The sequence below is a fragment of the Mucilaginibacter sp. BGA-UO-ETr-C110 genome, from assembly GCF_059567985.1.
On sequence record NZ_JCAQPB010000002.1, the window covers coordinates 1,132,132 to 1,157,535 of the forward strand.

The following is a 25,404-nucleotide window of genomic DNA, read 5'->3' on the forward strand; positions in this document are numbered from 1 at the left end:
ACCACCATCATGAAAAAATATTTTATCCCCAAATTGATAGTCTTACTATTGATAGCGTGTATCGGCCTGCAAGGGTGCGACAAAAACTTTGAGGCGATCAATACCAACCCCAACTCATCTGCTAACCCTACACCGGCTTTTGTATTTACCAAGGCCGTGCTGGATGGAGCAGGAGATGTGCAGGTACTGCTTCAGGGTACCATGCAATATACCACCAGCTATAATGATGTGGCAGGTTTTGGCGCAAAGTATGTGCTGAGCCAAAGTTCACAATCATGGGTAGTGTTTAACACCGCCTATCCAAAAGAGATCAATGAGGTCTCCCAGGTAATTACCTCAGTTAAAGCGAATCCAGATCAGGTTAATTTGTTGGCAGCAGCCCGGATATGGCGCGCTTACTGCTTTAGCCGCATCACTGATCTGTATGGGGATATTCCATATTCTCAGGCAGGCAAGGGATATACCGATGCGATTTATATGCCGGTGTATGACGAACAAAAAAATATCTATGCCGATATGTTAAAGGAACTGGACGAGGCAGCTGCCTCGTTTAATGCCGCTAAACCAACATTTGGCGCTGCCGATCTGATCTATGCCGGCGATGTAAATAAATGGAAAAAGTTTGCCTACTCACTGATGCTGCGCTGTGCCATGCGCATGACCAAAGTAGATATTGCCGGTGCCGAAACCTGGGCAAAAAAGGCTATCGCGGGTGGGGTGATCACTGCTGATGCAGATGTTGCCAAAGTAAGCGGTTATGTTTCTGCCGGTCAGGATATTAACAAAAACCCCCTTGCCCTCAATATGCTCAATGCCGATTTTATAGGCGCAAATGGTACAACCAATCCGGAAGGCGGCAAATATCAGGATGTGTTTATTAACTATTTAAAAACCAATAATGACCCCCGCCTGGCGGCCGTTTCTGTGGTTTGGTTAAATAAAGTTGCAGATACCACAGCAGCCATACAAAAAGGCATGTCATCAAGCCTGAGCGCTAAACCTGCTGATGCTGTTTTTGTAACCTATTCTGAGCCCAACCCCAATACTATTTTACAACTAAATAGTCCTTACCTGTTACTTACCAATGCCGAAACCAACTTTTTGCTGGCCGAAGCCGCGTTACGTGGTTGGTACACCGCATCAAGCACGAGCACTTTGTATGAGAATGGCATCAGCGCGTCTATGCGTCAATGGGCATTGTTTGGCTCACAGGGTGTTATCAGTAGCAACCAGATCCAAACGTACCTGAGCTATCACCGATTGAATACCACAGGCTCATTCAACGCGCAACTGGAGCAGATCTATACGCAATTCTGGGTTGGGGTATTTCCTAACTCACAGGAAGTGTTTGCGAGCTACAGGCGTACGGGTTACCCGGCATTAGTACCTAATAACTATGTGGGTAATGCTACAGGAGGCAAAATATTCAGGCGGATGCTGTATCCAACTACCGAGCAAAATTTAAATAAAGCTAATTATAATGCGGCCATTGCCCGGCAGGGTCCCGATGATTTCCTGACCCGCATGTGGTGGGATCGTCCTTAATACCCGGCATCATTTACAATTTTAAATTATACATAACCTAAAAAACAACATAATCATGGAAAGAAGATCGATCTTAAAAAAACTGCTGGCTTCGGCGGCTGGCATTTCAATATTTGGCTTTGCAAAAGCCGGTGTTGTAAGCAATGACGAAAAAGAAGTAAACAATATTACCAAACACCAGGATGTACCCTTGTTTTCGGGCTCAACCAAATTGGGTAATATGATTTTTGTAGCTGGTAAGGGCGCCCATGTGGAACCCTTCGAGATCAAGGCGCATACCGAAATTGTATTGCAGGAGTTGGAAAAAGAATTGAAAAAAGCAGGCTCATCAATGGAAAAGGTACTAAAAGTCACCGTTTTTCTGAATGACATTGCCGATTACCAGGGCATGAATGATGTGTACAAGGGCAGGTTTGGTAAAAATCCGCCGGTACGCACCACCGTAGCCGTGGCCAAAGGTGGTGTACCTGGAAACTCCCTGGTTGAAATGGATTGTATCGCTTACATATAGAAAATTATACAGATTTATATGAAACGCAGAGATATATTGAAAGGCCTTACTATACTTCCCTTAACCAGCGGATTGATAGGTAAAGCAGCTTCTTTACATACCCTTACTACACCAAAACCCGCGCCTAAACGCGACTTTTTTAAGGAACTTGATGTTACCCCGGTTATAAACGCCGGGGTAACCATGACCTTTTTATCAGGTTCGCTGATGTTGCCTGAGGTGCTGGAGGCCATTAACTCAACCTCGCATGATTTTGCCAACATGTACGAGCTGCAGGATAAGGTAGGAGGTAAGATAGCAGAGATGCTGCATGTAGAAGCCGCCATGGTAACCTCAGGTGCTTCGTGTGCCATAGTTTTAGGTACAGCGGCAGCTATAACAGGCATCAACCAGGAAAAAATAAAGCAGTTGCCCAATTTACCGGGACCCAGACCTGAAGTTATTATGCAGAAAACGCATCGCTACTTATTTGACCAGGCGGTAAGTACTACAGGCGCCAAAATTATTGAGGTTGATGGACCTGAGGGTATGGAAAATGCTATCAACAGCAATACGGTGATGGCCCTGTTTTTTAATGCCAGCGAAAAGAAAAGCAGCATTACACATGATGAGTTTGTAAAGATCGCTAAGAAGCATAGCATTCCTACATTTATTGATGCCGCGGCAGACGTGCCGCCGGTAGAGAACCTGTTTAAGTTTCAAAAAATGGGCTTCGATCTGATAACTTTTTCGGGTGGTAAAATGATCCACGGGCCTCAAAGCGCCGGTTTATTATTTGGCCGGAAAGATATGATCACCGCAGCACGACTTAATCATAGCCCCAACGAAGCGCCGATCGGCAGACCTATGAAGGTAAATAAGGAGGAAATGTTTGGCATGTACGCAGCTTTAAAGGCCTATCTGGAAAAAGACCATCATAAAGAATGGGACGACTGGCTGCAACGAGCGAAGCGTATAGGTAACACGCTGGAAACAGTTTCGACCGTGAAAACCGAGGTAGTTGTAAACCCCGGGCCGGCCAATGCTTTTCCAAGCTTAAATGTTACCTGGGATCAAACCAAAATAAAAACTAACCCGAAGGATGTACTCGTCGCCCTCAAAAGCGGTACGCCAAGTATAGTTGCCAACAGGCATGAAGACGCGTTGATCATTGGAGTGGTGCTGTTACGGCCCGACCAGATCGATGTAGTTGCCAGTCGTGTAAAGGCCATTTTACAACAGGCGGTTTAAGCTGATTTACATTTATTTATTGCTTTACAGCGTAGGTTTTTTACGCTGACAGGATAACTATTACCCCAGGTTTCCTGCATTAATTGAATTAAAAATGATTTGAAATGCAAAAGAAAATATTCCTGGTAATAGCAGCCATAGGCTTGGCTATTACAACATTAAAAGCACAATCCTATAATGTGGTTATTAAAGGAGGCCATGTTATGGATCCGAAAAATAACATCGATACCGAAATGGATATAGCCATAAAAGATGGGAAGATAGCGCTGGTTGCTAAAAGTATAGATCCAAAGCTAGGCTTACAGGTTGTGGATGCTAAAGGTTTGTATGTTACGCCTGGCCTCATCGATATCCATACCCATAATTTTTATGGTACCGAGCCCGATCATCAATATGAGAATGGTAATCTGGCTTTGCCGCCTGATGGTTTTACATTCCGCAATGGAGTTACTACTGTGGTCGACGCAGGCAGCTCGGGTTGGCGTACTTTTCCTACGTTTAAGGCCCAAACCATTGATCAATCGCAAACGCGGGTACTGGCCTTTATTAATATTGTAGGCGAAGGTATGCGGGGAGGCTATGAACAAAACTCCAACGATATGGATGCGAAGATGGCGGCGCTCGTAGCCCGTCGATACAGGAACTTCGTAGTTGGGTTTAAAGTGGCGCACTATGAAGGGCATGAATGGATTGCGGTTGATCATGCCGTTGAGGCCGGCAATATGGCTGGCGGCCTGCCGGTGATGATAGATTTTGGAGGTAGTAATCCGCCACTGTCTATCGAGGAGTTGTTTATGAAGCATTTGCGTCCCGGTGATATTTTTACGCACTGTTTCGGACAATTAGATAACAGAGAGTACATTGTTGACCTGGCTACCCAAAAAATAAAACCTTTTGTATGGGAAGCACGCAAGCGGGGGATTTATTTCGATGTAGGTTATGGAGGTATTAGTTTTGCCTTTTCTCAGGCTATTCCAGCCTTAAAAGATGGCTTTTCTCCCAACTCCATCAGTACGGATATTCATACAGGAAGTATGAATAACGCTATGAAAGATATGCTGACTACCATGTCAAAATTTCTGAATATAGGTATGGACCTGTATGAAGTTATAAGAGTAAGTACCTCGAACCCGGCAAAAGAAATTAAACATGAAGAGTTAGGGAACCTTTCAGTTGGTTCAGACGCGGATGTGGCCATTTTAAGCATACGGAAGGGTAAGTTCGGTTTGTTTGATTATACGGGTTTTAAAATAGCCGCCGATAAGAAACTGGAATGCGAAATGACCATCAGGGCAGGTAAAATAGTGTATGATCTGAACGGTATTGCTGTACCCATCGTTCCACCAAGAATAAACACTAAGATTATAGCCAGTACTAAATAGCCACTTATAACCCATATAAATCAAATGAGAAGAATCTTTAAAATCAGCCTGTTGTTTATGCTATTTTATAGCCATAGTCGGGCGCAAACCATATCAAAAGAACAACTGATATTTTATACATCGGAGTGGAAAGGGGAGCGCTTTGACGATGGCAGGCCCAAAATACCTGACGACCTGTTGGAACGAGCCAGGCACATTGGCATTGAAGAAGCCTGGACGGTATTACGGAATGAAGGCTATAATAATCAGTTTGAGAGCAACTGGAAACTGGTGAATGATGATATACCCGTAATTGGCAGGGTAGTAACAGCGATGTTTATGCCCAGCAGGCCCGACTTAGAAAAAAACATTAAGGCACGTGGCGCAAAGGAGGGTAGAAAAGGTAATACCAATGCCTGGCCCATTGATGTGCTAAAAAAAGGCGATGTTTATGTAGCTGATGGTTTTGGAAAAATAAAAGGAGGGACATTAATAGGCGATAACCTGGGTAATTCCATCTTCAATAAATCGGGTAACGGGGTGATCTTTGATGGTTCAGCGCGTGATCTGCAGGGTTTGAAAGGTATTGCTGGGTTCAACGCCTTTGTGCGTGACTTTGATCCGTCATACCTCGAAGAGATGGTATTGATGGGGCTGAATACGCCGATCAGGATTGGGCACGCCATCGTAATGCCGGGCGATCTGGTTATTTCTGAAAAGGAGGGGGTACTGTTTATCCCTGCTCATTTAGCCGAAAAAGTGGTTGCTACCGCCGAGTTTATTGCCCTTCGTGACGAATTTGGACATGCCATGCTTAAGTCGGGTATGTACAGTACCGGTGAAATTGATAGCCAGTGGACACCCGCTATCCGAGAAACGTTTTTGAAATGGCTTGATCAAAGCAACAGCAAAGTGAAAATGACACGCGCTCAGTTGGATGCCTTTATGGAAAAAAGAACCTGGTAGTTATACATTCTTAAACTGTAACAAATGAATATTTATAAAATATTGGCAGGATTATCAGTGATATGCCTGCTCATTGCAGCTATCTGTTTTTACCGTGGAGGTATTGAACAAGCCGGGCCATTCCTGATCGCGTTTTTTGTAACGCTGGCCATTTCCTTTCGCGGGTTTAAATTGCTTAAGGGATTTTCTTACACATTGATCATCTTTGCCGCGGTTACCACGGCTTTATATTATCCGCAGTATTTTATCCAGGTAAACGGTATCAAATTAGCCATACTCATTACGCCACTAATACAGTTGATCATGTTTGGTATGGGCACATCCATGAGCATCAAAGATTTTGCCGGGGTGATAAAAATGCCGAAGGGGGTATTTATTGGGGTGTTCAGCCATTTTTTGATCATGCCCACGCTGGGTTTTACCTTAGCCAAACTGAGTGGCTTCCCGCCCGAAATTGCTGCGGGTATCATCCTGATCGGTTGTTCGCCAAACGGTATGGCCTCCAATGTAATATCATATCTGGCAAAAGCCAATCTGGCTTTATCCATCACTATTACGGCCGTTTCAACTATGCTTGCGCCCATTTTTACGCCCTTGTTGATGAAGTTTCTTGGAGGTACCTTTATTCAGATAGATATGCTGAAAATGATGTGGGACATTATCAAAATGGTAATATTACCAATAGGGGCAGGCATTGTGTTTAACAGGTACCTGCTTAAAAGAGCAAAATGGCTGGAGACGGCTATGCCGATTGTATCGATGTTTGGTATCGCGTTTATCATCGTGATCATTACAGCAGCTGGCAGGAGTAGCCTGCTCAATATCGGTTTTATGCTGGTTTTGCTGGTGCTGATTCATAACCTCATGGGCTATACCCTGGGCTATTGGGCCGGCCGCTTGTTTAAAATGGATGAACGCGACTGCCGCACAATGGCTATAGAGGTGGGGATGCAAAATGGTGGCCTGGCATCAGGTTTAGCAAAAGAGATGGGTAAAATTGCTACCGTTGGTTTAGCTCCAGCCGTGTTTGGCCCTTTGATGAATATCACGGGCTCTTTACTGGCCAATTACTGGCACCGTAAACCGATCTTAAAGCCAGGAATTAAAGAGACAGCAGTGATTACCTGAATAGAGTAGTATAAAGCTATTTTCTGAAATTAATACTTTAAAGCGGAATTAGTTAACTCTGATTTTCTTCTGTATTTGGAAGGGGTAAGACCTGTAACTGATTTGAAAAACTTATTAAAGTTGGTTAGGTTGTTATACCCACTTTCGTAACATACATCTGCTATGGAATACGCTTTATTTTGAATGAGCTTACATGCGTGGCCTATACGAAGTTCATTAAGGAATTGTGTAAAAGACTTTTGCGTACGGCTTTTGAAAAAGCGGCAAAATGCATTCGGGGTCATATTACAGAGATCGGCAACTTCCTGAAGATTTATATCACGATAGAAATTTTGCATCAGAAACTGATACACTTTATTGATCCGGTCAGTATCTTTTTCGTCATAAAGATTTTTAAAAGAAACACTTGCAAGTTGCCGACATTCTGTTGAGTGAGATAGGATGTCGATAACTTCCAGGAAATTGATGATTTTTGTTAAACCTTCTTCTCCAGATATAGCTGAAAGAATCTGGGATACTTTTTGGTGGGTAGAGCCATAAAAAGCCAATCCTCTTGCCGCTTTTTTAATTAATTCCTGTATTGGGGCTAAAATGTTATGCTCATCTGTAAGGTTTAACGGAAGATCTGCCGGGAAATAAATTACTGTAGCCTTAACCCGATGTCCTTTCTGTTTTCGATAGTATATTTCGTCATTTTGCCAGATATGTGGAAGCTCAGGTCCCATTAAAATAAGATCTCCATCTTCAAAATTGCCAATACTGTCTCCAACTATTCGTTTACCAAAACTTTTTTCGACCCATACCAGCTCACATAGATGATGAAAATGGAAAGGTTCATCAAGAAAGAACTTATCTACTTTTTTGATGTGAATTTTTTTTGAATGCGATAACCCCACATCTATTAATTGAGCTTTCATGTTTTAATGATTCTTACTTTATTCGGTAACTTTTTTATAAAAATGATAAAATAGTTTAAGTGTAATGTGCGCATATTGTATACGCTGTTTGAAAAAAACATTTTAATACAATTTATATGGGCTTAAAACTATAAGTGTTAAGATGTTACATTGTAACTATAAGTAAATTATTCGTTTTTTATAAATAAATGTATAAAAATGGTAAAATAGTTTATAAAGTAAATAACTAAGTGTTAGAAAACCAGGATTGTCGGTTTTAATTTGCGCTATCAAAAAAGCCACTATTACAGATATCGTAAATTAATATAAATAAATGGACAACAGGCAGATAGAAAATAGAATATGGCAAACAGACGATGAGTTATTCGGCATCGTAAAAAAAGAATTATACACTGCTGTAGTAGGTGATATTATGGATAAACTGGGCTGGCTCCATCAGTTTCTGCCACCACAGATAAAACCGCTGAAACAAGATACTTTTTTGGTAGGCCGTGCAATGACAGTGCTTGAAGCTGATGTATTTGGTGAAGAAGCCAATCAAAATCCGATCTTAAAAAAGCCATTCGGACTAATGTTGGAGGCTTTAGATGATCTGAAGAAAAATGAGGTATACATCTGCACTGGAGCCTCTCCAACCTACGCTTTATGGGGCGAATTGATGAGCACCAGGGCAATTAAATTGGGTGCTGCCGGTGCCGTGGTGGATGGCTATTCAAGAGATACAAAGGGAATATTAGATCTGAATTTCCCGACTTTCTCCTACGGGTGTTATGCGCAAGACCAGGCCCCGCGCGGTAAGGTGATAGATTTCAGGGTGCCTTTAGAAATAAAAGGCGTAAAAATAAATTCCGGCGATATTGTTTTAGGCGATATTGATGGTGTTTGCATAGTGCCACAGGAAATTGAAGAAGAGGTATTCAAATTTGCCATCGAAAAGGCCAGAGGCGAGAAGATGGTGCAGAGAAAAATTGAAGAGGGTATGAGTGCAAAGGAGGCGTTTGAGAAATATGGGATTATGTAGTTACTGGTGAAATAATATGATCTGTAATCAAAACAATTAATCACAATGAAAATCTATAATATAGTGAGTTTTATTATTCTCCTGATTTGTACTCCATTTTTTGTTTCTGCACAAAATGAGTTGAGTAAAACAATTGATAATTACCGTTTGGAAATACCAAGATTATCTCCTATTCCTGAAGCAGTGTCAAACACGGCCATCGAAAAATTCTCTTTAAACGGAAAATGGAATTTTAGGATCAACGATCAAAATGCGAAACATCAGATCATGGTACCCGGTGAATGGGAAATGCAGGGTTTCAGGGTGAATGAAGGAGAAACGGCCATTTATAGCAGGGACCTGAACATTCCCGGCGACTGGAAGGATAAGCGGGTAAAGCTCCGGTTTGAGGGTGTGAGCTCACATGCTATAATCAGGGTTAATGGCACCAAGGTTGCCGAACATGAAGGAAGCTTTGTTCCGTTTGAAGCCGATATCACGACTGCGTTAAATAATGACAGGAATGTTTTACAGGTAGATGTGCAGGCATTAACCATAAGCGATTTCCTGGCGTGTACCTCACAATACGCGGCACATACCGTTGGAGGTATTCTTAGAAATGTTACCTTATTTGCCTTACCATCTGTGAATATTTCAAATGAAAATATTACTACCCGGTTTGATAAGGAATTCAAAAATGCCAGTCTGAACATCCGATACTCGTTGGAAAATGAATCGTCGGTAGTAAATAAGGTGCAATTAAAATTCCGTTTACTGGACAAAAACGGGCATCTTGTGAAGGAACAGCAATCTGCTGTTATTACATCATCAGCAAATAAGTCAAGTAATGCAGATTTGACTATAAAAGTTAATAACCCTTCGCAATGGAACCCGGAGTCGCCTTATCTCTATTCTCTTTTAACAGAGTTATATGCTAATGGAAAGCTATTGCAGGTTAACCGGCAGCATATAGGTTTCAGACAAGTACAGGTTAACGGAAATGTGCTTTTGGTGAACGGTAAACCTGTAAAATTGCATGGGGTAAACCGCCATTCTATTTATCCATTAACCGGCAGGGTTGTTGAACCGGAAATGGATAAAAAAGACGCTGAACTATTCCGCGAAGCAAATTGCAATTATATCCGCACCTCTCATTATCCGCCTACCGAAGCTTTTTTAAATGCCTGCGATTCATTAGGGTTATTTGTTGAAAGCGAATCTTCTCTTTGCTGGATAGATCACGGTGCCGCTCCGATCTGGGGAAGATGGGACTACCGGGATCCAAAATTCCTGCCATACATGGTGCAGGCAAATGTAGAGAAAGTGATGGCTCAGCGCAATCACCCATCTGTCATTATCTGGTCATTAGGAAATGAATCAGTATGGAGCCCGTTATGGGCCAAGGTAAACGATGTAGTAAAACAATTGGATCCGTCGCGCCCGACCACTTTTCATGATCAATGCTGGGGTGACTATAATAATGCTCATAGCAAGGCGGATATCGCGGTATATCATTATCCTGGTATTAATGGCCCCGCTGCATGTGATACCATGAAACGACCGGTTCTTTTTGGCGAATATGCGCACGTATCCTGCTATAACCGGAGGGAATTGCTTACCGACCCGGGCGTACGCAGCAGTTATGGCAAACCATTGGAGACGATGTATGATTCTATGTATTATCACAAGGGCTGCCTTGGTGGTGCCATTTGGAGTGGCATTGATGATACTTTCCATATGCCCGACGGGCGGATTATTGGTTATGGTCCCTGGGGCCCAATAGATGGCTGGCGCCGACCCAAGCCAGAATACTTTGGGATGAAAAAGGCTTATTCACCGATAAAAATAAAACGCATTGATTGGCCTGCCGAAGGCAAAAAGTATATTGAATTAAGCGTAGAGAACCGCTACGATTTCACGTCATTAAAAGATGTGAATATCACGGCAACTGTAAACGGGATTTCGCAAACGGTAAAGGCGAACATTGCACCCAGGAGCACCGGCGTTATAAGAATTGCTGCTCATGACGTCAAAACATTAGGACTTACTTTTAAAGATCCCCGGGGCTTTATTGCTGATGAAGAAAAATTTGAAACAGCTATTGATATACTCGTACCAGCTAATCAAAATGTTGAGGTATCATGCACAGAAAACGAAGCCACTTATAAAGTGAAACAAGGGCTTATACAATTCATTATTAGTAAAAACACAGGTATAATCATCTCGGCACGAAAAGGTGATACAGAGATCTTAAAACAAGGCCCGGTATTTAGCATGGTACCTATGAATAAAGAGGACGGCGGGAAACCAAATGTGGCAGGAGAAACCTATCAGAATAATATTTACCCGCTTAAAAACTATCCTTTGTATACCTTATTTGCCCGTGATATTGTAGTGCAAAAGGTTGATTCAGGATTGAAATTCTCTATGGATATTACTTACACTGATTGTAAGGGTAAACAAACCTATTTGTTTACAAACGATGGAAAGCTAGTAACTGAATATGAAGTTCAATATACTAAAGCCGATATATCACCTTATCAATACGGGTTGATGCTGCAATTGCCAAAATCATTTGATCGACTCAATTGGAAACGAAAAGCAGAATTTACCGCTTACCCGGCAAATGATATAGGGCGCCCGGAAGGCATGGCCACATTGAATGCAAAGCATGCTTATGCCGCGGAAGAATGGGGTGTAGTACCAAAAAGTGACTGGAAGGATGATGCAAATGATCTGGGTAGTAACGATTTCAGGTCAACTAAACGTTATATTCAAAACGTATCGTTGCAAAATAACAACGGAGATGTGGTTAAGGTGTTTTCAGATGGAACACAAGCTTCCCGGAGCTGGTTGCAGGACGAGTACATGAACTGGCTGATAGCAGATTATTGCAACAATGGATCTGAACCATTTTATGGCTCCCCGCACTCGGCCGGTAGAATTAAAATAAAAGATAATGTTTTAAAAGGGAAATTAATACTGATATTGAAATAGGTAAAGAAGTAGTATAAGAAGGAAAATGAAGATCACAGAAGTAAAAGTTTGGCTGGTTGAAGGTATTAAATACAACTGGACATTATTAAAAATATACACCGATACCGGGCATACCGGTGTGGGTGAAGCTACCAACTGGCCGGGTAGCCCGATTGTTTACAATGCAGCAAAACATGTTGGCGAACGTATTATCGGGCTTGACCCAATGCGGACGGACTTCATCTGGACAAAACTTTATCGTGATCTTAACTGGATAGGACCTTACGGAGCCAGCATGTGTGCTATCAGCGGTATTGACATGGCCTTGCTTGATCTGAAAGGAAAGGTACTGGGAACGCCCTGCTATGAATTGTTAGGCGGAGCATTCAGAAAAAATATTCTGTTATATGCCAATTATTGGTTCACCGCTGGAGGTCATAATGCCGATGATTATGCGGCACAGGCAAAAAAGGTAAAGGAAGCAGGTTTTACAGGGTTGAAATTTGATCCCTTTGCACATACCAATTACTTATATGGCGAATACCTGTCAAGCAACCTTACGCTTACCGCCGGGCAACAGGATCTGGCATTTGATGTAAGTAAAGCTGTTCGTGATGCCGTGGGGCCTGATTTTGATATTATGATTGAAACGCATGCCATGCTCAATTATCGCGTCGCTGTAAAAATGGCACAACGATTGGCTGAGCTGGATATTACCTGGTACGAAGAACCGGCGGGCCCTGAAAGTGCGGATACTTTAAGGGCTATGCGTGAACGGATCCCATCTAATGTATCTATTTGTGTTGGCGAACGGCATTACACCCGTCATGGCATCAGGCCTGTATTGGAAAAAAATATTTGCGATATCATGATGCCCGATATTACCCGTTGTGGCGGCCCATCAGAGATGAAACGGATGGCTACCATGATGGAGGCATATAATGTTTTGCTGGCGCCGCATAATCCAAACGGACCCTTATCAACCTTAGCGTCTGCCCATGTGTGTGCTTCAGTTCCGAATTTTTTCAGGCAGGAATTTATGTTCAACGATGTTCCATGGAGAGATACAGTGATCACTCATCCTATTAAAGATATGGTAAAAGATGGGCACTTGCAGCTGAGTGATCGTCCGGGTTTAGGAGTCGATTTAGTGGAAGAGGAAATGGAAAAGTATCCGGGTGTAATACAACCAAGAGCTGGGTTTTATGTGTAATAAAAAGGTATAATATGTTTCAGATTGATCTTGCCGGAAAAATAGCGTTGATAACAGGTGTTTCATCTGGTATAGGGGCAGATATTGCAACGATGTTTGCAAAAGCAGGGGCAAATGTCTCGGGTTGCGATTTGTCTCATGAGGATAATGAATTTGTTGATCATATAAAACAAAAAGGTGTGGAAGCATTATACACCAAATGTGATGTAACCAAAGCAGATGATTTAAATCACTTCATAGATAATACAATAGAAAAATTTGGCGGGATTGATATTCTGGTATCAAATGCCGGGCAGAATTTTTTTCAGGGAGCTGAGAAATGTGATGAAGAAAACTGGAGCCAAAATATTGATCTGAATCTGGCGTCACACTGGCAGCTCGCAAAATTGTGTAAACCACACCTGGAAAAAGCAAACGGTGTCATTATCATCATGACCTCTAATCATGCCTATCAAACCATATCTGGATGTTTTCCTTATAACGTGACTAAAACGGCATTAACTGGGTTGGTTAGGAGTTTGGCGATAGAGTGGGGGCCTGCTATCCGAACGATCGGCCTGGCACCGGGTTTTATCGATACCCCAGGGAACCAGCAATGGTTTAACTCCTTTCCTGATCCTGAAAAAGAACGGGAAAGAACCATTAATCTGCATCCGGTAAAAAGAATAGGAACTACGGAAGAGATAGGGGCATGGTGTGTTTTTATGGCGAGTAATTATGCCGCTTTTGCTTCAGGAACCACTTATGTAATTGATGGTGGCAGAAGCGCCTTAATGCAGGATAGTTAAGCTGCTTTTTTTTAAACGACGAATGAAACAAATGTTGACTATTTATCCCATAGCATGAAAACCTGGAACGCGGAGATACTTTATAAAACGAACTTAACCCTTGGTGAAGGGGCACACTGGCATTCCGGTTGGCAGCGGTTTCTATATGTGGATATTGAAGGGCGAAAAGTTGGATGTATTGACCCGGTAACCAAAGAAGTAAAGGAGCAAAATGTAGGTAAACGGGTAGGAACAGTTGTGCCAGCAGCCAATGGCCATTTGATAGTTGCGCTACAGGGCTCTATAGAAGAGCTGGATTTTGAATCCGGGGAGTTAAGAAAATTAGTGTCTGTTGAAACCGATAAACCCGGTAATAGATCCAATGACGGTAAATGTGACTCAGCTGGGAGGTTATGGGTAGGTACCATGCATATTGATGCCAAATTACATGAAGGCGCTTTATACAGGTTTGACGGTGAACTCCAAAAAATGCTGAGCAATACCAGTATATCGAATGGAATTTGTTGGTCGGCCGATCATCGTAAAATGTATTATATAGATTCATCCGACTATCATATTAAAGTATTTGATTTTGATGTGGTTTCGGGAACTATTTCAAATGGCCGCATTATTATAGAAATAGAAGAACCGGGTTGGACTCCTGATGGTATGTGCATAGATGAGGATGGAATGCTATGGGTAGCTATTTGGGGTGGTGGTTGCGTAAATCGTTATAACCCCGATACCGGTGTTCTCATCGGTCAAGTGCTATTGTCTGCTCCCCATGTTACCTCCTGCGCTTTTGGAGGAAACGATATGAAAACGTTAATGATTACAACAGCAAGAGCTGATTTGAATGCTGAGCAATTGCAGCAGTTCCCATGGAGTGGCTCCTTATTTTATATTGATACGGATGTAAGAGGTGCTGAAGTGAATAGTTTTGGCGGCCAGAGAGGTTGAAATAAATGCTCAAATATAGTGGAATACTTTGCTGTCGGGCTCTGCGCGGTATGTGTTGGTAGGTTTCCATAAAACATAGACCTTTTCCAGTAAATAAACCCTTCATGTTAATCAAATTATATGAATAGGGTAAAATATGGTTATAACTCACCAAATTTCGAGTAGGATACACAACCAGTCATTTATAGATTTGATCCCAACCAATAATTACAACCGGATAGCTGGACAGGAACCATTCCCCAAGACATATTTAAATGATCGGCACTATGATTTTGATGAAAAGACTATTATATATCATTATACTTTCGGGTTTACTGCCATTTAAGCTGCAAGCACAAAAAATTGTTATTGGAACCAAATCATTTGCCATTGTTTACCAGCCGGATGCAGATAGGCATTTGCAGCAAATTTATCTGGGAAAAAAATTATCAGATACTGCTGGGTACAGAAATATCAATGCGGCCCTGAACCCTGCTTATGCAACCGGTGGTTCAACGTATCTTAACGAGCCTGCTTTGGCAGTGAAACATGCCGATGGTAACATGTCCCTTGTTTTGGATTATGTCTCGTCGAAAACCAGCAACGAGAACAGTAATGTTGTATATACAGAGATTAATTTAAAAGACCCTCAATATCCGTTTTTCGTAACGCTGCATTACCGGGCCTATCAAACCCCAAATATCATTGAAACATGGACCAGCATCCATCATGCTGAAAAGTCGGATGTGATGCTTAACCGGTATGCATCGGCTTTTATAAATATTCCTTCACAACAAAATTACCTTACTCATTTTTATGGAGAGTACAACTACGAAATGCAAATGCATAAATTCCAACTCGCACCTGGAATATTCAGCATTCAGTCAAAACTTGGGGTAAGAACAGCTTGCAATTATAACCCTTCCTTTCTGATATCACCCAACAATGATGTTACCGAAAACACAGGAGAGGTTTTTGCGGGAACTCTCGCCTACAGTGGCAATTTTGATATCCAGTTTGAATCATTAAAACTGAATGTGGATATGGGCAATTCATTAAAAATTATCCCGGGCATCAACGCTTATACATCAAGCTATTCGTTAAAGCCCAAAGAGAACTTTGAAACACCACATTTTATATTCACCTATACTACCAATGGTGAAGGGCAAGTAAGTCGTAATTTTCATAACTGGGCCATTAATTACGGTATTTGGAATGGACATCAAAAGCGGCAAACCTTACTGAATAACTGGGAAGCCACTTATTTTACTTTTAATCAGGATACGCTGGTGAATTTATTCGACGGAGCCAAAAAACTGGGTGTCGATATGTTTTTGCTTGACGATGGATGGTTTGCCAATAAATATCCACGCGATAATTCGCGGGCGGGCTTAGGTGATTGGGAAGCGAACAAGAAAAAGCTGCCCAATGGTATTGGTTACCTGGTCAAGGAGGCAACGGCCAAAGGACTGAACTTTGGGATATGGATTGAGCCCGAAATGGTTAACCCTAAAAGTGAGCTATATGAAAAACACCCCGATTGGGTATTAAAGGCGCCAAACCGCCCAGAACATCTGTACCGTACGCAGTTGGTGCTCGATCTTACCAATCCGGCCGTTCAGGATTTTGTATTTGGCGTTATTGATAAACTGATGAAGGAGTCGCCCGGGATATCTTATATGAAGTGGGATTGTAACCGCTCGATGGACAATGCCTACAGTCCTTATCTTGGAAAAAATCAAGATGCCATGTACGTGCGCTATACACAAGGATTTTATAAAGTACTTGATCGGGTGCGTACAAAGTATCCGAACCTGGATATGATGTTGTGTGCCAGCGGTGGGGGCCGGGTTGAATATGGAGGATTAAAGTATTTCCAGGAATTCTGGCCAAGTGACAATACTTACCCGATGGACAGGATAAAGATTCAATGGGGATACTCTTATTTCTATCCTGCGCTTGCTATCTGTGCACATGTTACAGCTGCAGGAAGTGAATCCCTGAAGTACAAATTGGATGTAGCCATGTCATGTAAGCTAGGGTTTGATGTTATGGTTAAAAAAATGACGGAGGGCGAAATTGCCTTGAGCCGCACGGTGACTGATAATTATAAACGCCTACAAAATGTGATCAATTATGGCGATCTGTATCGGCTTGTATCGCCATACAAAACGAATTTCGCTTCATTAATGTACGTAGATAGCACAAGAAATAAGGCGATTGTTTTTGCCTATAATCTTGAAAGCATTGAAGCTGATACTTATCCTGAATTAAAACTGAATGGCCTTGACCCCAATAAGAAATACAGGATTACTGAAATAAATTTGAATAACGGGTCCAAGTCGGTGTTTCCTGAAAATGGTCAGGTATTCAGCGGTGAAACGTTAATGGAGCAGGGACTGAAATGGTACCTAAAACGAGCACGTACCAGTTCGGTATTGGAACTGGAGGCTATTTAAAGGCTAAAAGTTACCACTTACCATTGCTTCTGAAAATGTTATTTATTATTGACCTTTGCCCACTCTTTTAATTGATCTATGGCATTGGCCAACACACCGGCTGATCCTTTAAAAGAGGCGGATCCATTTGGTTTACCGTCAACGCTATACCATTCGTAAAAGCCCTTGTCTCTAATGGTTCTGTTGATCATCGGTTGTAATTCTTCATAAGCCTGTTCAATAAAGCCGTACTTGATAAGCTGCTGTGTCATCCGTGCACCAAACCAGGTCCAATCACCACCATTTTGGTAAACGTATGGTTTGGATGATGTGGAGCCTTTATAAATTCCTTCGGGATAGATCGGAAATAGCGTTAATCCAATGGATGGTGCACCAGACAATTTTACATTGCGTAACATATCCTGATTTACAAGCTGGATCTCATTCTTTGATAAAATTCCTGCTTCAATGGCTATAGCCGTACCTCCATGAAAATAAATCCTATCTTCATGAAAATTTGCCGGAAAAGGCGATTTGTCAAGATATAGGTGTGGAATGAATTTATGTTTTTTCGAGTTCCACAAATATTTCCTGATCGAATTAATTGTAGTCGCTTTTAGCTGCTGCCAATTATGTCGCTCCTGTTCCTGATCATAAAAACCGATCATATCATTCAGGGCTATTACCAACATGGCATTATCATATATATCAATTGCCCAATGGGTATTTTTATCGATATCCACCACGGCTCCACCTTCAATTTGTACATCCCCCCAATCTTGGGTAGTAGCTCCTGTTAATAAATGATATTTATTCGAATAGCGGTTCTTTAGTAAATAGGCTATCGAAAGCTCCAGTCGTTGCAGTGCTGTTTTACCCGCAATCATTTCCTTTAGGATCGATCTGTCGCCGGTAACACGGATATACTTGGCAATGGCTTGTATCAGCGAAGTCTCCTGGTCTGTTTCTACCGTATTTTTAAAACCGACATGAGTGCTGTCATAAGCCGAGGTGTAAATGTTCGGATCATTCCAGGTTACATGTCCCTTTAATACATATCCATCTACAATTTCGCCATTAGGTTGCTGTAGCCGCAGAAAAGTGAGCAGGTTAGTTCGAATACTGTCGTGGTTGTAAACTTTGCATGAAGTTTCAATAAAGGTATTAAAATCACGTATCCATACCTGTGGGTAACCATCACCGGCGTTAAACCCTTTGCTTAAAAGGGTTGTGGCTTTGTTATACACGGTATCAAGCCTTTTATCTGCCATAATTTGTGCAGCCAATTTCCGATCTTGCTGTGTATACCCCCGCATAGAAATACTAATCACCAAAGAAATAGCAATAAAAATAGTTTTCATGTACTGTGTCTATAATTTTTTAAAGAGTTGCAAAGAAAACAATAATCTGTAATTTTTTATTCTGCTATTAGCTCCATCCTGCCGGGGTAAAAGTTTTATTCCAATTACAAAACCGCCGCAAGCCGCAGCCTGTTCCGTATTGCTGCGTACCATTTCATGTACTGCGCTTATTGGGGAAATATTATTTTGAAAAGCGGTTTCTACCGAGCCTACGCTCATCAGTTCCTAAGTACCGACAGACGGTGGCCTGTAGACTTCCCATTGCAAAATGTCCTTTTGCAACCGGCTGATGATATTTTTTTTCGTACTGGTCATACCATTAAATTTGGGATTATAAATACATGCTAAAAATATTAGTATTTTATATGGGGAATTACAAAATAATTTTCACCTTTGTTTTATCAAGAGGAAAAATATGGAATTGATCAGAGAAGCTAAGGCATGGATCAAGCGTAAAGGCGGTCCTGATGAGGTCGTGCTGGTAGTGCCGGATACAGAAAATAAAGGACTGGTAATGAGCTATGAATTATATAGCGCTTTTGATGAAAATTCGGATTACCTGGGCAGGATACTATTCGATATGGAAGGCTACTGGATCTATGACGGAGAAACACTGGCCATCGCAGAGCAGGAGCAAGTGGCAAGGTTTATCATGAATTACGTGGAAACTATTTAGAAGGAGAGGGGGAGGAATTGATATGGAACAATTGAGCGTTTTTGCAGAAGCGGTCAGAGCAAAGGATTGCCAATAGAATTATTGGAATACACGCCGGATTTATTCAACCCCAACAGAATGCGATCATTTAATAAAAAAAGTTTATACAAGAAATACCATGATCGCATCAAGCGTTTCAAAGGGAAACCAAAATGTCGGCAGGTATGCCGGCTTGCTTCAGGTATCCTGATGCAAACTGCAAAGGCCGGCAATTACAGCCATTTGCTAAACCAATCCAGTGTCATTTTAAAATGTTCGGGTGTGGAGGTATGGAATAGTTTTGGGGCTATATCACGGCTGATTTTGTTGGTCGCATTTTTGGAGGCGTAAGCCTGCATAGCCGATGCATAAGCGATGTTTGCGCCGGGCAGCGGACAATTTGGATCGTTTTCGGTACCGACAACTAGCAGGGCCCGTGGCGCCATCAGCCGCAGTAATGACGGGCAGTCGAATTCATCGGTAATATGAGGCAGCAATTTATCCCATACCGCCTTTACGTTTCGTTTGTTTAAAGCCGAATCGCCCAGGTCTTTAGCGGCCTGTAGATGTGTACCCTGGATCGTACCGGCACGTCCCTGCCATTTATCATTAGCTAAGGACCATTTAAAGCTTTGTACTGAAATATCCAGCACGATCACTTTGATCCGCTGATCTGCCGAAGCGGCAAGCCATGTTTCGATACCACCCATGGAGATACCGCCCATGCCCAGGCGATTGGGGTCGACATCGGGCCTGCTGATCAGATAATCTGTCACCCGCCATAGGTCAAACGCAGTGTCGAACAAAAAGGGGTGGGTTTGATGGACTTTGTCTTTATTTTCCCAGGCAGCGGTTGCGGCAGCCGTATATTCCATTGAGCCATGCGCACCCCCGGCAATCCGTTCACCATGAAAGCGGGCGTCAATAGAAACGCCCATAATACCTCTTTTAACCAGTTGGTACAGGATCTTTTTGTTATCCTCTTTTTTGCCGCCCGTGCCATGTAAAAAAATAACAGCGGGGTATGATCTGGCTCCCGTAGTCGGTTTATAAATCAAGATGGGCACCCGTTCGTTCTTTTCGCTGTAAATAAAACCATGTTCGATTATAGCCGAATCTGTTTTGGTTACTTCAAAAGAGGGGTTTAACGGAACGCGCGGCCTCTCCAGCAACTTTTTAAAATCGGCCGCCACCTGATCTGTGGAAGGATAATCTATTTGCTGTGCAGTTGAAAGCAGCGCGCATAGCGATAACAGCACGCTGCTGCAAAACACCTTGATCTTAAACAGCATATTAGTATGGATTTACTGGTACAAGGTATAAAACATAGCGCTTAATTATTGTAACAATATGAATATGACAAGGCGAGAATCAGCATGGCAAGATTTATCGAAAAGTCTGGACGATGGCGCCTAGGTAAATCGGGTGTTTTGATTTTTTAAAGGCAATGTCCCGGCAAAGTGGGGAACAAATGGACAAAGGTTACACATACATTAGAAGCGATAATGTAGATGTATTTTTCATTGATGCAATCAATGTGGAAAATTTATTTCTATAAAATTAATAAAGTAGTCATTGAATGTTAAACTTTTGTTAATTTCAATTCTAAAACCTACCACTTATGAAAAAAAACCTACAACTTTTAGGGATTCTGCTGTTTTTTTCTGCATCTAACTTGTTTGCACAACGCACAATTAAAGGGAATGTAACCGACTTCAGAGATAAACTCCCGATACCGGGTGTATCTGTTTCTTTGAAAGGCACAGCAACAGGCTCTATTACTAACAACAATGGCGATTTTAGTATTACAGTTAATGCTGATAACCCCATCTTAGTATTTAAATTCATTGGGTACCTGACACAGGAAGTGCCTCTGGGCCACGAATCTGTAATCAACATTCAGCTAAAGCAAGATAATAAACAGCTTAATGAAGTTGTTGTTACCGCGCTGGGTATCAAAAGAGATCAGAAATCTTTAGGATACTCCGCTCAACAAATAAAAGGGTCGGATCTTACTGTTACCAAAGATCAAAACGTCATCAATGATTTAGCCGGTAAAATTGCCGGTGCCCAGGTAACTGGTTCGTCCGGCGCGAATTTAGGTGGAACAGCCAAAATAAAGCTAAGGGGTATTAACTCGCTCAATGGTAGCGGTGCTCCATTAATGGTAGTAGACGGAACTCCCGTTGCACAGGATAACTTTGCCGATACAGAAAATGGCGTAGACCGGGGAAATATTTCACAGGATATCAATCCTGATGACATTGAAAGTGTAAGTGTTTTGAAAGGTCCTGCCGCATCAGCCCTTTATGGATTGCGCGGGCAATATGGCGCAATCCTTATCACCACTAAGAAAGGAATAAAGGGGGCCAAAAATGTATCGGTTTCGGTAAATAGTGCTTTTTCCCTTGAGCATATCGGTAACTTCTTACCCCTTCAAAATACTTATGGAGTAGGTAATAATCAAACTTTCTCCACACTGGCTAACGGCCAAAAGTATATTAATGGCAATGACGAAAGCTGGGGTCCTAAAATGGATGGAACTCCCGTTAGGATGTATTACAGTTTTTATCCCGAAGATCCGCAGTATGGTCAGCTAACTCCATTTGTGCCACATCCTGATAATATCAAAGACTACTACCAAACCGGGCAGAATATCAATAATGGCATTACTGTTACCGGAGGTAGCGAAAATGCCGCTTACAGATTCAGCTATAACAATAACTATATCAAGGGGACTATACCCAATACTTCGTTAAAGCGTAATAATTTGGGGTTAAGCACTTCTTTAAACTTAAACGCCAAATTAACCCTGGGCGCAAATGTTAGTTATGCCAATAACAGCGCCCAAAGACCTTCACAAGGTTACCAGGGATCATTTACCGGTGCCCAGCAATGGTTTCAGCGCAATTTGGATATCAACCGTTTGCGCAACTATAAATACCCCGATGGTACTATTATGAACTGGAACGTTAATCCCAATTCGGCTGGAGTAATAACTACCAATAAACCAAGTGATTGGGATAACCCGTTTTTTGATGCTTACGAAGTGCTTAATAATGATAGCAGGGATCGTGTTTTTGGGGATGTTAATTTGAGTTACCAGGTATTACCCGGACTGAAATTAAGCGGTTTTGCCCGCTCAGATTTTTATACCCAAAATATCACCAATAAAACCGCGTTGGGGGGGATCGCAGATGAGGGATATGCAGTCGGCAAATATCAGAACACAGAAAATAATTATGAGTTTTTAGGTCAGTATGATAAAAAATGGCATGATTTCTCGGCCAACTTCCTGTTAGGAGCCAACCTGCTTACGCAAAATTATTCCCAATTATATTCGGCTACGGTGGGCGGTTTATCCAGCCCTGGCGATTATACTATAGCAGCTTCCGCTAACAGGCCTTTAAGCACCTCCTATATCCGAAAAAAAGAGGTCAGGAGTGTGTATGCCACAGGATCATTTGGCTATAAGGAGATTTATTTTTTAGAAGCTTCGATACGTAATGATATATCATCGGCATTGCCTGCCAACAACAACTCTTATTGGTATCCATCTGTATCCGGTAGTTTTGTTTTTAGTGAACTGTTGAAATGGGAACCGCTATCATTCGGTAAAATAAGAGCGGGATATGCCATAGCAGGTTCTGACCTTGATCCATATCAAACAAGTTTCACTTATGCCCTGGGTACTGTTTATCCAACCGCAACATCAAGCATCAATCCCTTAACAGTTCCTGATTTACTTAAAAATCCTAATATTAAACCTTCATTTGCCAATTCATTTGAATTGGGTACCGATCTTAAATTCTTTAAGAATCGTTTCGGATTGGCGTTTACTTATTATAATCAACAAAATAAAAATCAAATCATCAACTTATCAGTTTCCGGGGCAAGCGGCTATAGTCAAACCGTGATTAATGCTGGTCTGATAGAAAACAAAGGCATAGAGCTTTCCTTAACCGGGCGCCCGGTACAGTCGAAGCTATTCAGCTGGGATGTTACATTTAACGCCGCCCATAACGAAAGTAAGGTTAAGTCGCTATATCCGGGTATCAATACCTACCAGTTGGCTGTGCAAACTTATTCAAGCGTGTCTGTTTACCTAAACTCCACTGTTAATCAGGGGTTCGGCAACATCGTAGGTCAGGGTTACCAGCGCGATCCTGCAACCGGAAAAATACTATTGGGTACAGATAATATGCCACTTTACGAAGCCAATCACAATTTTGGCAGTGTATTACCCAAATTTACCGGCGGTTTTCAGAACAATTTCAGGATATGGAAATTTAACCTGGCCGCCACGATCGATTTTCAGGATGGCGGGCAATTTTTCAGCTGGTCGCAAATGCTTGCTGTAAAATCTGGTCAGGCGGCAGAAACAGCCTCACAAAATGACAAAGGCTTTAATGTTCGCGACCCTTTAGCCAGTGGAGGTGGTGTTAAAATAACAGGCATCTCGAAGGCAACCGGCCAGGAAGTAACCGCATATGTAGATGCCAGGAGTTATTACAGGAACGTTTTGGGCACGCAGGTGACTGAAAACTGGATATACAGTGCATCTTATATTAAATTAAGAGAAGTAAGCCTGGGCTATACTTTTGATAAAAGTATACTGACAGGGTCTCCGTTTAAAGCGGCAAAAATAGCCTTTATCGCGCGTAACCCATGGATGATTTGGCAGAAAGCCCCAAAAGGGGTTGACCCTTCTGAACTATCTTCCGGCAGTAATTCTATCAGCTGGATTGAAAAAGGGGAACTGCCCACAGTACGTTCATATGGCCTTAACCTGAGTCTGACATTCTAAGAAATTACAATATGAAAAAGATATTTATACATAATTGCTTATTGCTATCTGTTATTTTGTTATTAAGCAACTGCAAAAAATTCAGTCAATCAATTACAACCGATCCTAACAATCCCACAAAGGCATCGGGCACGCAGCTGATCGCTAATGCTGAACTAACGCTGCCAACCCTTAGCTCATCACCTTATGGAGTGCATTACCCACAATACCTGTCCAATACATCATTTACAGATAACAGCAGGTATACTACAGTGAATTTTAATTTTTACAGTTTTTATACAGGTCCATTAAACGATCTGGAGAATGTGCTGCAAACTCAGCTTGATGCTAACCAGGGCCCGATAGCCAATCAAATAGCGGTAGCCAAAATCTTAAAAGCATACTTCTTTTGGCATATGACAGATCGCTGGGGGCCCCTGCCATACGCAGAAGCATTAAAGGGAAACGCTAACTTTACGCCGAAATACGACAGTCAGCAGGCCATTTATACCGCGGCGTTTAAATTGTTGGATGAAGCCAATGCCGGAATAGTTACCACAAATGGAACCATAAAAAATGACATTGTTTATAATGGCGATGTAACCAAGTGGAAAAAGCTGAGTAATACCATACATATGCTAATGGCCCTCCGGCTATCAAAAGTTGATCCGGCAACCGGGAGTACAGAGTTTAACAAAGCCCTCACCAATGGTATTATGACGGCTAACAGCGATAACCTTGCTTATCCATCTGCGGCAGATCCGAATAATGAAAATTATTGGTATACCTCATTTACCCGTTTGGGCAGAAGCTGGTTTGCTTTAAGCAAGCCCCTGGTTGATTATATGCTTCCCTTAAATGATCCCCGCCTGCCTGTGTTTGGTGATAAAAATAGCGCGGGGAATTACGTGGGACTGGAATATGGCAAAGCTGTTCCCAATTCCAACGATATTAATAATGTGTCATTATTAGGTTCATCCCTTCGCCTGCAAACTTCACCTGTTTACTTAGTTACTTATGCACAGGCTTTATTCGCTATGGCCGAAGCCGCCAAACTGGGGTGGATAGGTGGTGGGGATGTAGCCGCAAAAAACAATTACGAATTAGCTGTCCAAACTTCTATTGCGCAATGGACGGGCAGTACCACCGGAGCGACGGCATATCTGGCGCAAAGCCAGGTTCAATATAACCCGGGCACAGCAATAATGCAGATTGCTTACCAGCGTTGGGTACACCTGTTCTTGCACGGCTATGAGGGCTGGGCTGAATGGAGAAGAACCGGGTATCCTGTTTTGGTCGCAGCTCCTGGTGCAAACGGTGACCGCATACCCCGCCGGGAAGGTTATCCAACACAAGAACAAACAAATAATACAATTAACTACCACGCAGCCGTCGCCTCATTTCCATACGGTGGCAGTGACGATTTAAATGCCAGGCTGTGGTGGGATAAACAATAGGAATATCATCACGCTGTCATGAATTATTCTGAAAGCTAAATCCAAAAGGTAAGTATAAAAGCCGGTAATTGATCATGATTACTGGCTTTTTAGCGTTTTGAGGAAGTCATAGGAG

Annotated in this window: 18 protein-coding genes; 15 read left to right on the forward strand and 3 right to left on the reverse strand. The window is 42.2% G+C overall.

The window, feature by feature from the left end; all coding sequences use genetic code 11:
• The first annotated feature begins 9 nt into the window (after positions 1-9).
• The 6 genes from AC57BQ_RS06035 to AC57BQ_RS06060 all read left to right on the forward strand — a co-directional run bounded on the left by AC57BQ_RS06035 (position 10) and on the right by AC57BQ_RS06060 (position 6,741).
• A complete protein-coding gene (locus tag AC57BQ_RS06035) occupies positions 10-1,545 on the forward strand; it encodes a SusD/RagB family nutrient-binding outer membrane lipoprotein (protein ID WP_496405411.1) in 1,536 nt (511 codons plus the stop codon).
• A gap of 55 nt (positions 1,546-1,600) precedes the next feature.
• On the forward strand, positions 1,601-2,056 hold the full coding sequence (locus AC57BQ_RS06040) for a RidA family protein (RefSeq protein ID WP_496405412.1): 456 nt from the start codon (positions 1,601-1,603) through the stop codon (positions 2,054-2,056).
• An 18-nt stretch (positions 2,057-2,074) separates the two neighbouring features.
• Positions 2,075-3,286, forward strand: a complete 1,212-nt coding sequence (locus tag AC57BQ_RS06045) for an aminotransferase class V-fold PLP-dependent enzyme (protein WP_496405413.1) — start codon at positions 2,075-2,077, stop codon at positions 3,284-3,286.
• 104 nt (positions 3,287-3,390) lie between these two features.
• Positions 3,391-4,668 carry an amidohydrolase/deacetylase family metallohydrolase gene (locus tag AC57BQ_RS06050; RefSeq protein WP_496405414.1) on the forward strand — a complete coding sequence of 426 codons (1,278 nt, stop codon included), beginning with the start codon at positions 3,391-3,393 and terminating at the stop codon, positions 4,666-4,668.
• Positions 4,669-4,692: 24 nt separating this feature from the next.
• Positions 4,693-5,613, forward strand: a complete 921-nt coding sequence (locus AC57BQ_RS06055; RefSeq protein WP_496405415.1) for an RraA family protein — start codon at positions 4,693-4,695, stop codon at positions 5,611-5,613.
• Positions 5,614-5,637: 24 nt separating this feature from the next.
• A complete protein-coding gene (locus AC57BQ_RS06060; RefSeq protein WP_496405416.1) occupies positions 5,638-6,741 on the forward strand; it encodes a bile acid:sodium symporter family protein in 1,104 nt (367 codons plus the stop codon).
• A 29-nt stretch (positions 6,742-6,770) separates the two neighbouring features.
• On the opposite strand, the gene AC57BQ_RS06065 is transcribed toward AC57BQ_RS06060, so the two are convergent.
• Complete coding sequence (locus tag AC57BQ_RS06065; RefSeq protein ID WP_496405417.1) at positions 6,771-7,658, reverse strand: helix-turn-helix domain-containing protein; 888 nt, start codon at positions 7,656-7,658, stop codon at positions 6,771-6,773.
• 313 nt (positions 7,659-7,971) lie between these two features.
• Between AC57BQ_RS06065 and AC57BQ_RS06070 the strand changes: the two genes are divergently transcribed.
• From AC57BQ_RS06070 to AC57BQ_RS06095, 6 genes are all read left to right on the forward strand, one after another.
• The gene (locus tag AC57BQ_RS06070; protein ID WP_496405418.1) at positions 7,972-8,679 is read left to right on the forward strand and encodes an RraA family protein; all 708 of its coding nucleotides are present in this window, start codon (positions 7,972-7,974) and stop codon (positions 8,677-8,679) included.
• A gap of 45 nt (positions 8,680-8,724) precedes the next feature.
• A complete protein-coding gene (locus AC57BQ_RS06075; protein ID WP_496405419.1) occupies positions 8,725-11,655 on the forward strand; it encodes a glycoside hydrolase family 2 protein in 2,931 nt (976 codons plus the stop codon).
• 25 nt (positions 11,656-11,680) lie between these two features.
• Positions 11,681-12,847 carry a mandelate racemase/muconate lactonizing enzyme family protein gene (locus AC57BQ_RS06080; RefSeq protein WP_496405420.1) on the forward strand — a complete coding sequence of 389 codons (1,167 nt, stop codon included), beginning with the start codon at positions 11,681-11,683 and terminating at the stop codon, positions 12,845-12,847.
• A gap of 14 nt (positions 12,848-12,861) precedes the next feature.
• The gene (locus AC57BQ_RS06085) at positions 12,862-13,635 is read left to right on the forward strand and encodes an SDR family NAD(P)-dependent oxidoreductase (protein ID WP_496405421.1); all 774 of its coding nucleotides are present in this window, start codon (positions 12,862-12,864) and stop codon (positions 13,633-13,635) included.
• Positions 13,636-13,689: 54 nt separating this feature from the next.
• Entirely contained in the window at positions 13,690-14,574 is an 885-nt protein-coding gene (locus tag AC57BQ_RS06090) for an SMP-30/gluconolactonase/LRE family protein (RefSeq protein ID WP_496405422.1), read from the forward strand.
• Between the two features lie 275 nt (positions 14,575-14,849).
• A complete protein-coding gene (locus AC57BQ_RS06095; RefSeq protein ID WP_496405423.1) occupies positions 14,850-17,012 on the forward strand; it encodes an alpha-galactosidase in 2,163 nt (720 codons plus the stop codon).
• A 38-nt stretch (positions 17,013-17,050) separates the two neighbouring features.
• Here the strand turns inward: AC57BQ_RS06095 and AC57BQ_RS06100 are convergent, their stop codons facing one another.
• Complete coding sequence (locus tag AC57BQ_RS06100) at positions 17,051-18,352, reverse strand: glucosidase family protein (RefSeq protein WP_496405424.1); 1,302 nt, start codon at positions 18,350-18,352, stop codon at positions 17,051-17,053.
• A 415-nt stretch (positions 18,353-18,767) separates the two neighbouring features.
• Here AC57BQ_RS06100 and AC57BQ_RS06105 point away from each other — a divergent pair, with 415 nt between their 5' ends.
• Positions 18,768-19,028, forward strand: a complete 261-nt coding sequence (locus AC57BQ_RS06105) for a hypothetical protein (protein ID WP_496405425.1) — start codon at positions 18,768-18,770, stop codon at positions 19,026-19,028.
• Positions 19,029-19,279: 251 nt separating this feature from the next.
• Here the strand turns inward: AC57BQ_RS06105 and AC57BQ_RS06110 are convergent, their stop codons facing one another.
• Positions 19,280-20,338 (reverse strand): alpha/beta hydrolase family protein, encoded by a 1,059-nt coding sequence (locus tag AC57BQ_RS06110; RefSeq protein WP_496405426.1) that lies wholly within the window; start codon positions 20,336-20,338, stop codon positions 19,280-19,282.
• Positions 20,339-20,667: 329 nt separating this feature from the next.
• Between AC57BQ_RS06110 and AC57BQ_RS06115 the strand changes: the two genes are divergently transcribed.
• Positions 20,668-23,853, forward strand: a complete 3,186-nt coding sequence (locus AC57BQ_RS06115) for a SusC/RagA family TonB-linked outer membrane protein (RefSeq protein ID WP_496405427.1) — start codon at positions 20,668-20,670, stop codon at positions 23,851-23,853.
• An 11-nt stretch (positions 23,854-23,864) separates the two neighbouring features.
• A complete protein-coding gene (locus tag AC57BQ_RS06120; protein ID WP_496405428.1) occupies positions 23,865-25,289 on the forward strand; it encodes a SusD/RagB family nutrient-binding outer membrane lipoprotein in 1,425 nt (474 codons plus the stop codon).
• Positions 25,290-25,404: the final 115 nt, after the last annotated feature.

Coding starts and splice junctions, on each gene's coding strand:
- AC57BQ_RS06100 (WP_496405424.1), bottom strand. CDS start 18,352: ATGAAAACTATTTTTATTGCTATTTCTTTGGTGATTAGTATTTCTATG.
- AC57BQ_RS06070 (WP_496405418.1), top strand. CDS start 7,972: ATGGACAACAGGCAGATAGAAAATAGAATATGGCAAACAGACGATGAG.
- AC57BQ_RS06055 (WP_496405415.1), top strand. CDS start 4,693: ATGAGAAGAATCTTTAAAATCAGCCTGTTGTTTATGCTATTTTATAGC.
- AC57BQ_RS06075 (WP_496405419.1), top strand. CDS start 8,725: ATGAAAATCTATAATATAGTGAGTTTTATTATTCTCCTGATTTGTACT.
- AC57BQ_RS06085 (WP_496405421.1), top strand. CDS start 12,862: ATGTTTCAGATTGATCTTGCCGGAAAAATAGCGTTGATAACAGGTGTT.
- AC57BQ_RS06045 (WP_496405413.1), top strand. CDS start 2,075: ATGAAACGCAGAGATATATTGAAAGGCCTTACTATACTTCCCTTAACC.
- AC57BQ_RS06035 (WP_496405411.1), top strand. CDS start 10: ATGAAAAAATATTTTATCCCCAAATTGATAGTCTTACTATTGATAGCG.
- AC57BQ_RS06065 (WP_496405417.1), bottom strand. CDS start 7,658: ATGAAAGCTCAATTAATAGATGTGGGGTTATCGCATTCAAAAAAAATT.
- AC57BQ_RS06115 (WP_496405427.1), top strand. CDS start 20,668: ATGAAAAAAAACCTACAACTTTTAGGGATTCTGCTGTTTTTTTCTGCA.
- AC57BQ_RS06050 (WP_496405414.1), top strand. CDS start 3,391: ATGCAAAAGAAAATATTCCTGGTAATAGCAGCCATAGGCTTGGCTATT.
- AC57BQ_RS06120 (WP_496405428.1), top strand. CDS start 23,865: ATGAAAAAGATATTTATACATAATTGCTTATTGCTATCTGTTATTTTG.
- AC57BQ_RS06060 (WP_496405416.1), top strand. CDS start 5,638: ATGAATATTTATAAAATATTGGCAGGATTATCAGTGATATGCCTGCTC.
- AC57BQ_RS06090 (WP_496405422.1), top strand. CDS start 13,690: ATGAAAACCTGGAACGCGGAGATACTTTATAAAACGAACTTAACCCTT.
- AC57BQ_RS06095 (WP_496405423.1), top strand. CDS start 14,850: ATGAAAAGACTATTATATATCATTATACTTTCGGGTTTACTGCCATTT.
- AC57BQ_RS06110 (WP_496405426.1), bottom strand. CDS start 20,338: ATGCTGTTTAAGATCAAGGTGTTTTGCAGCAGCGTGCTGTTATCGCTA.
- AC57BQ_RS06040 (WP_496405412.1), top strand. CDS start 1,601: ATGGAAAGAAGATCGATCTTAAAAAAACTGCTGGCTTCGGCGGCTGGC.
- AC57BQ_RS06080 (WP_496405420.1), top strand. CDS start 11,681: ATGAAGATCACAGAAGTAAAAGTTTGGCTGGTTGAAGGTATTAAATAC.
- AC57BQ_RS06105 (WP_496405425.1), top strand. CDS start 18,768: ATGGAATTGATCAGAGAAGCTAAGGCATGGATCAAGCGTAAAGGCGGT.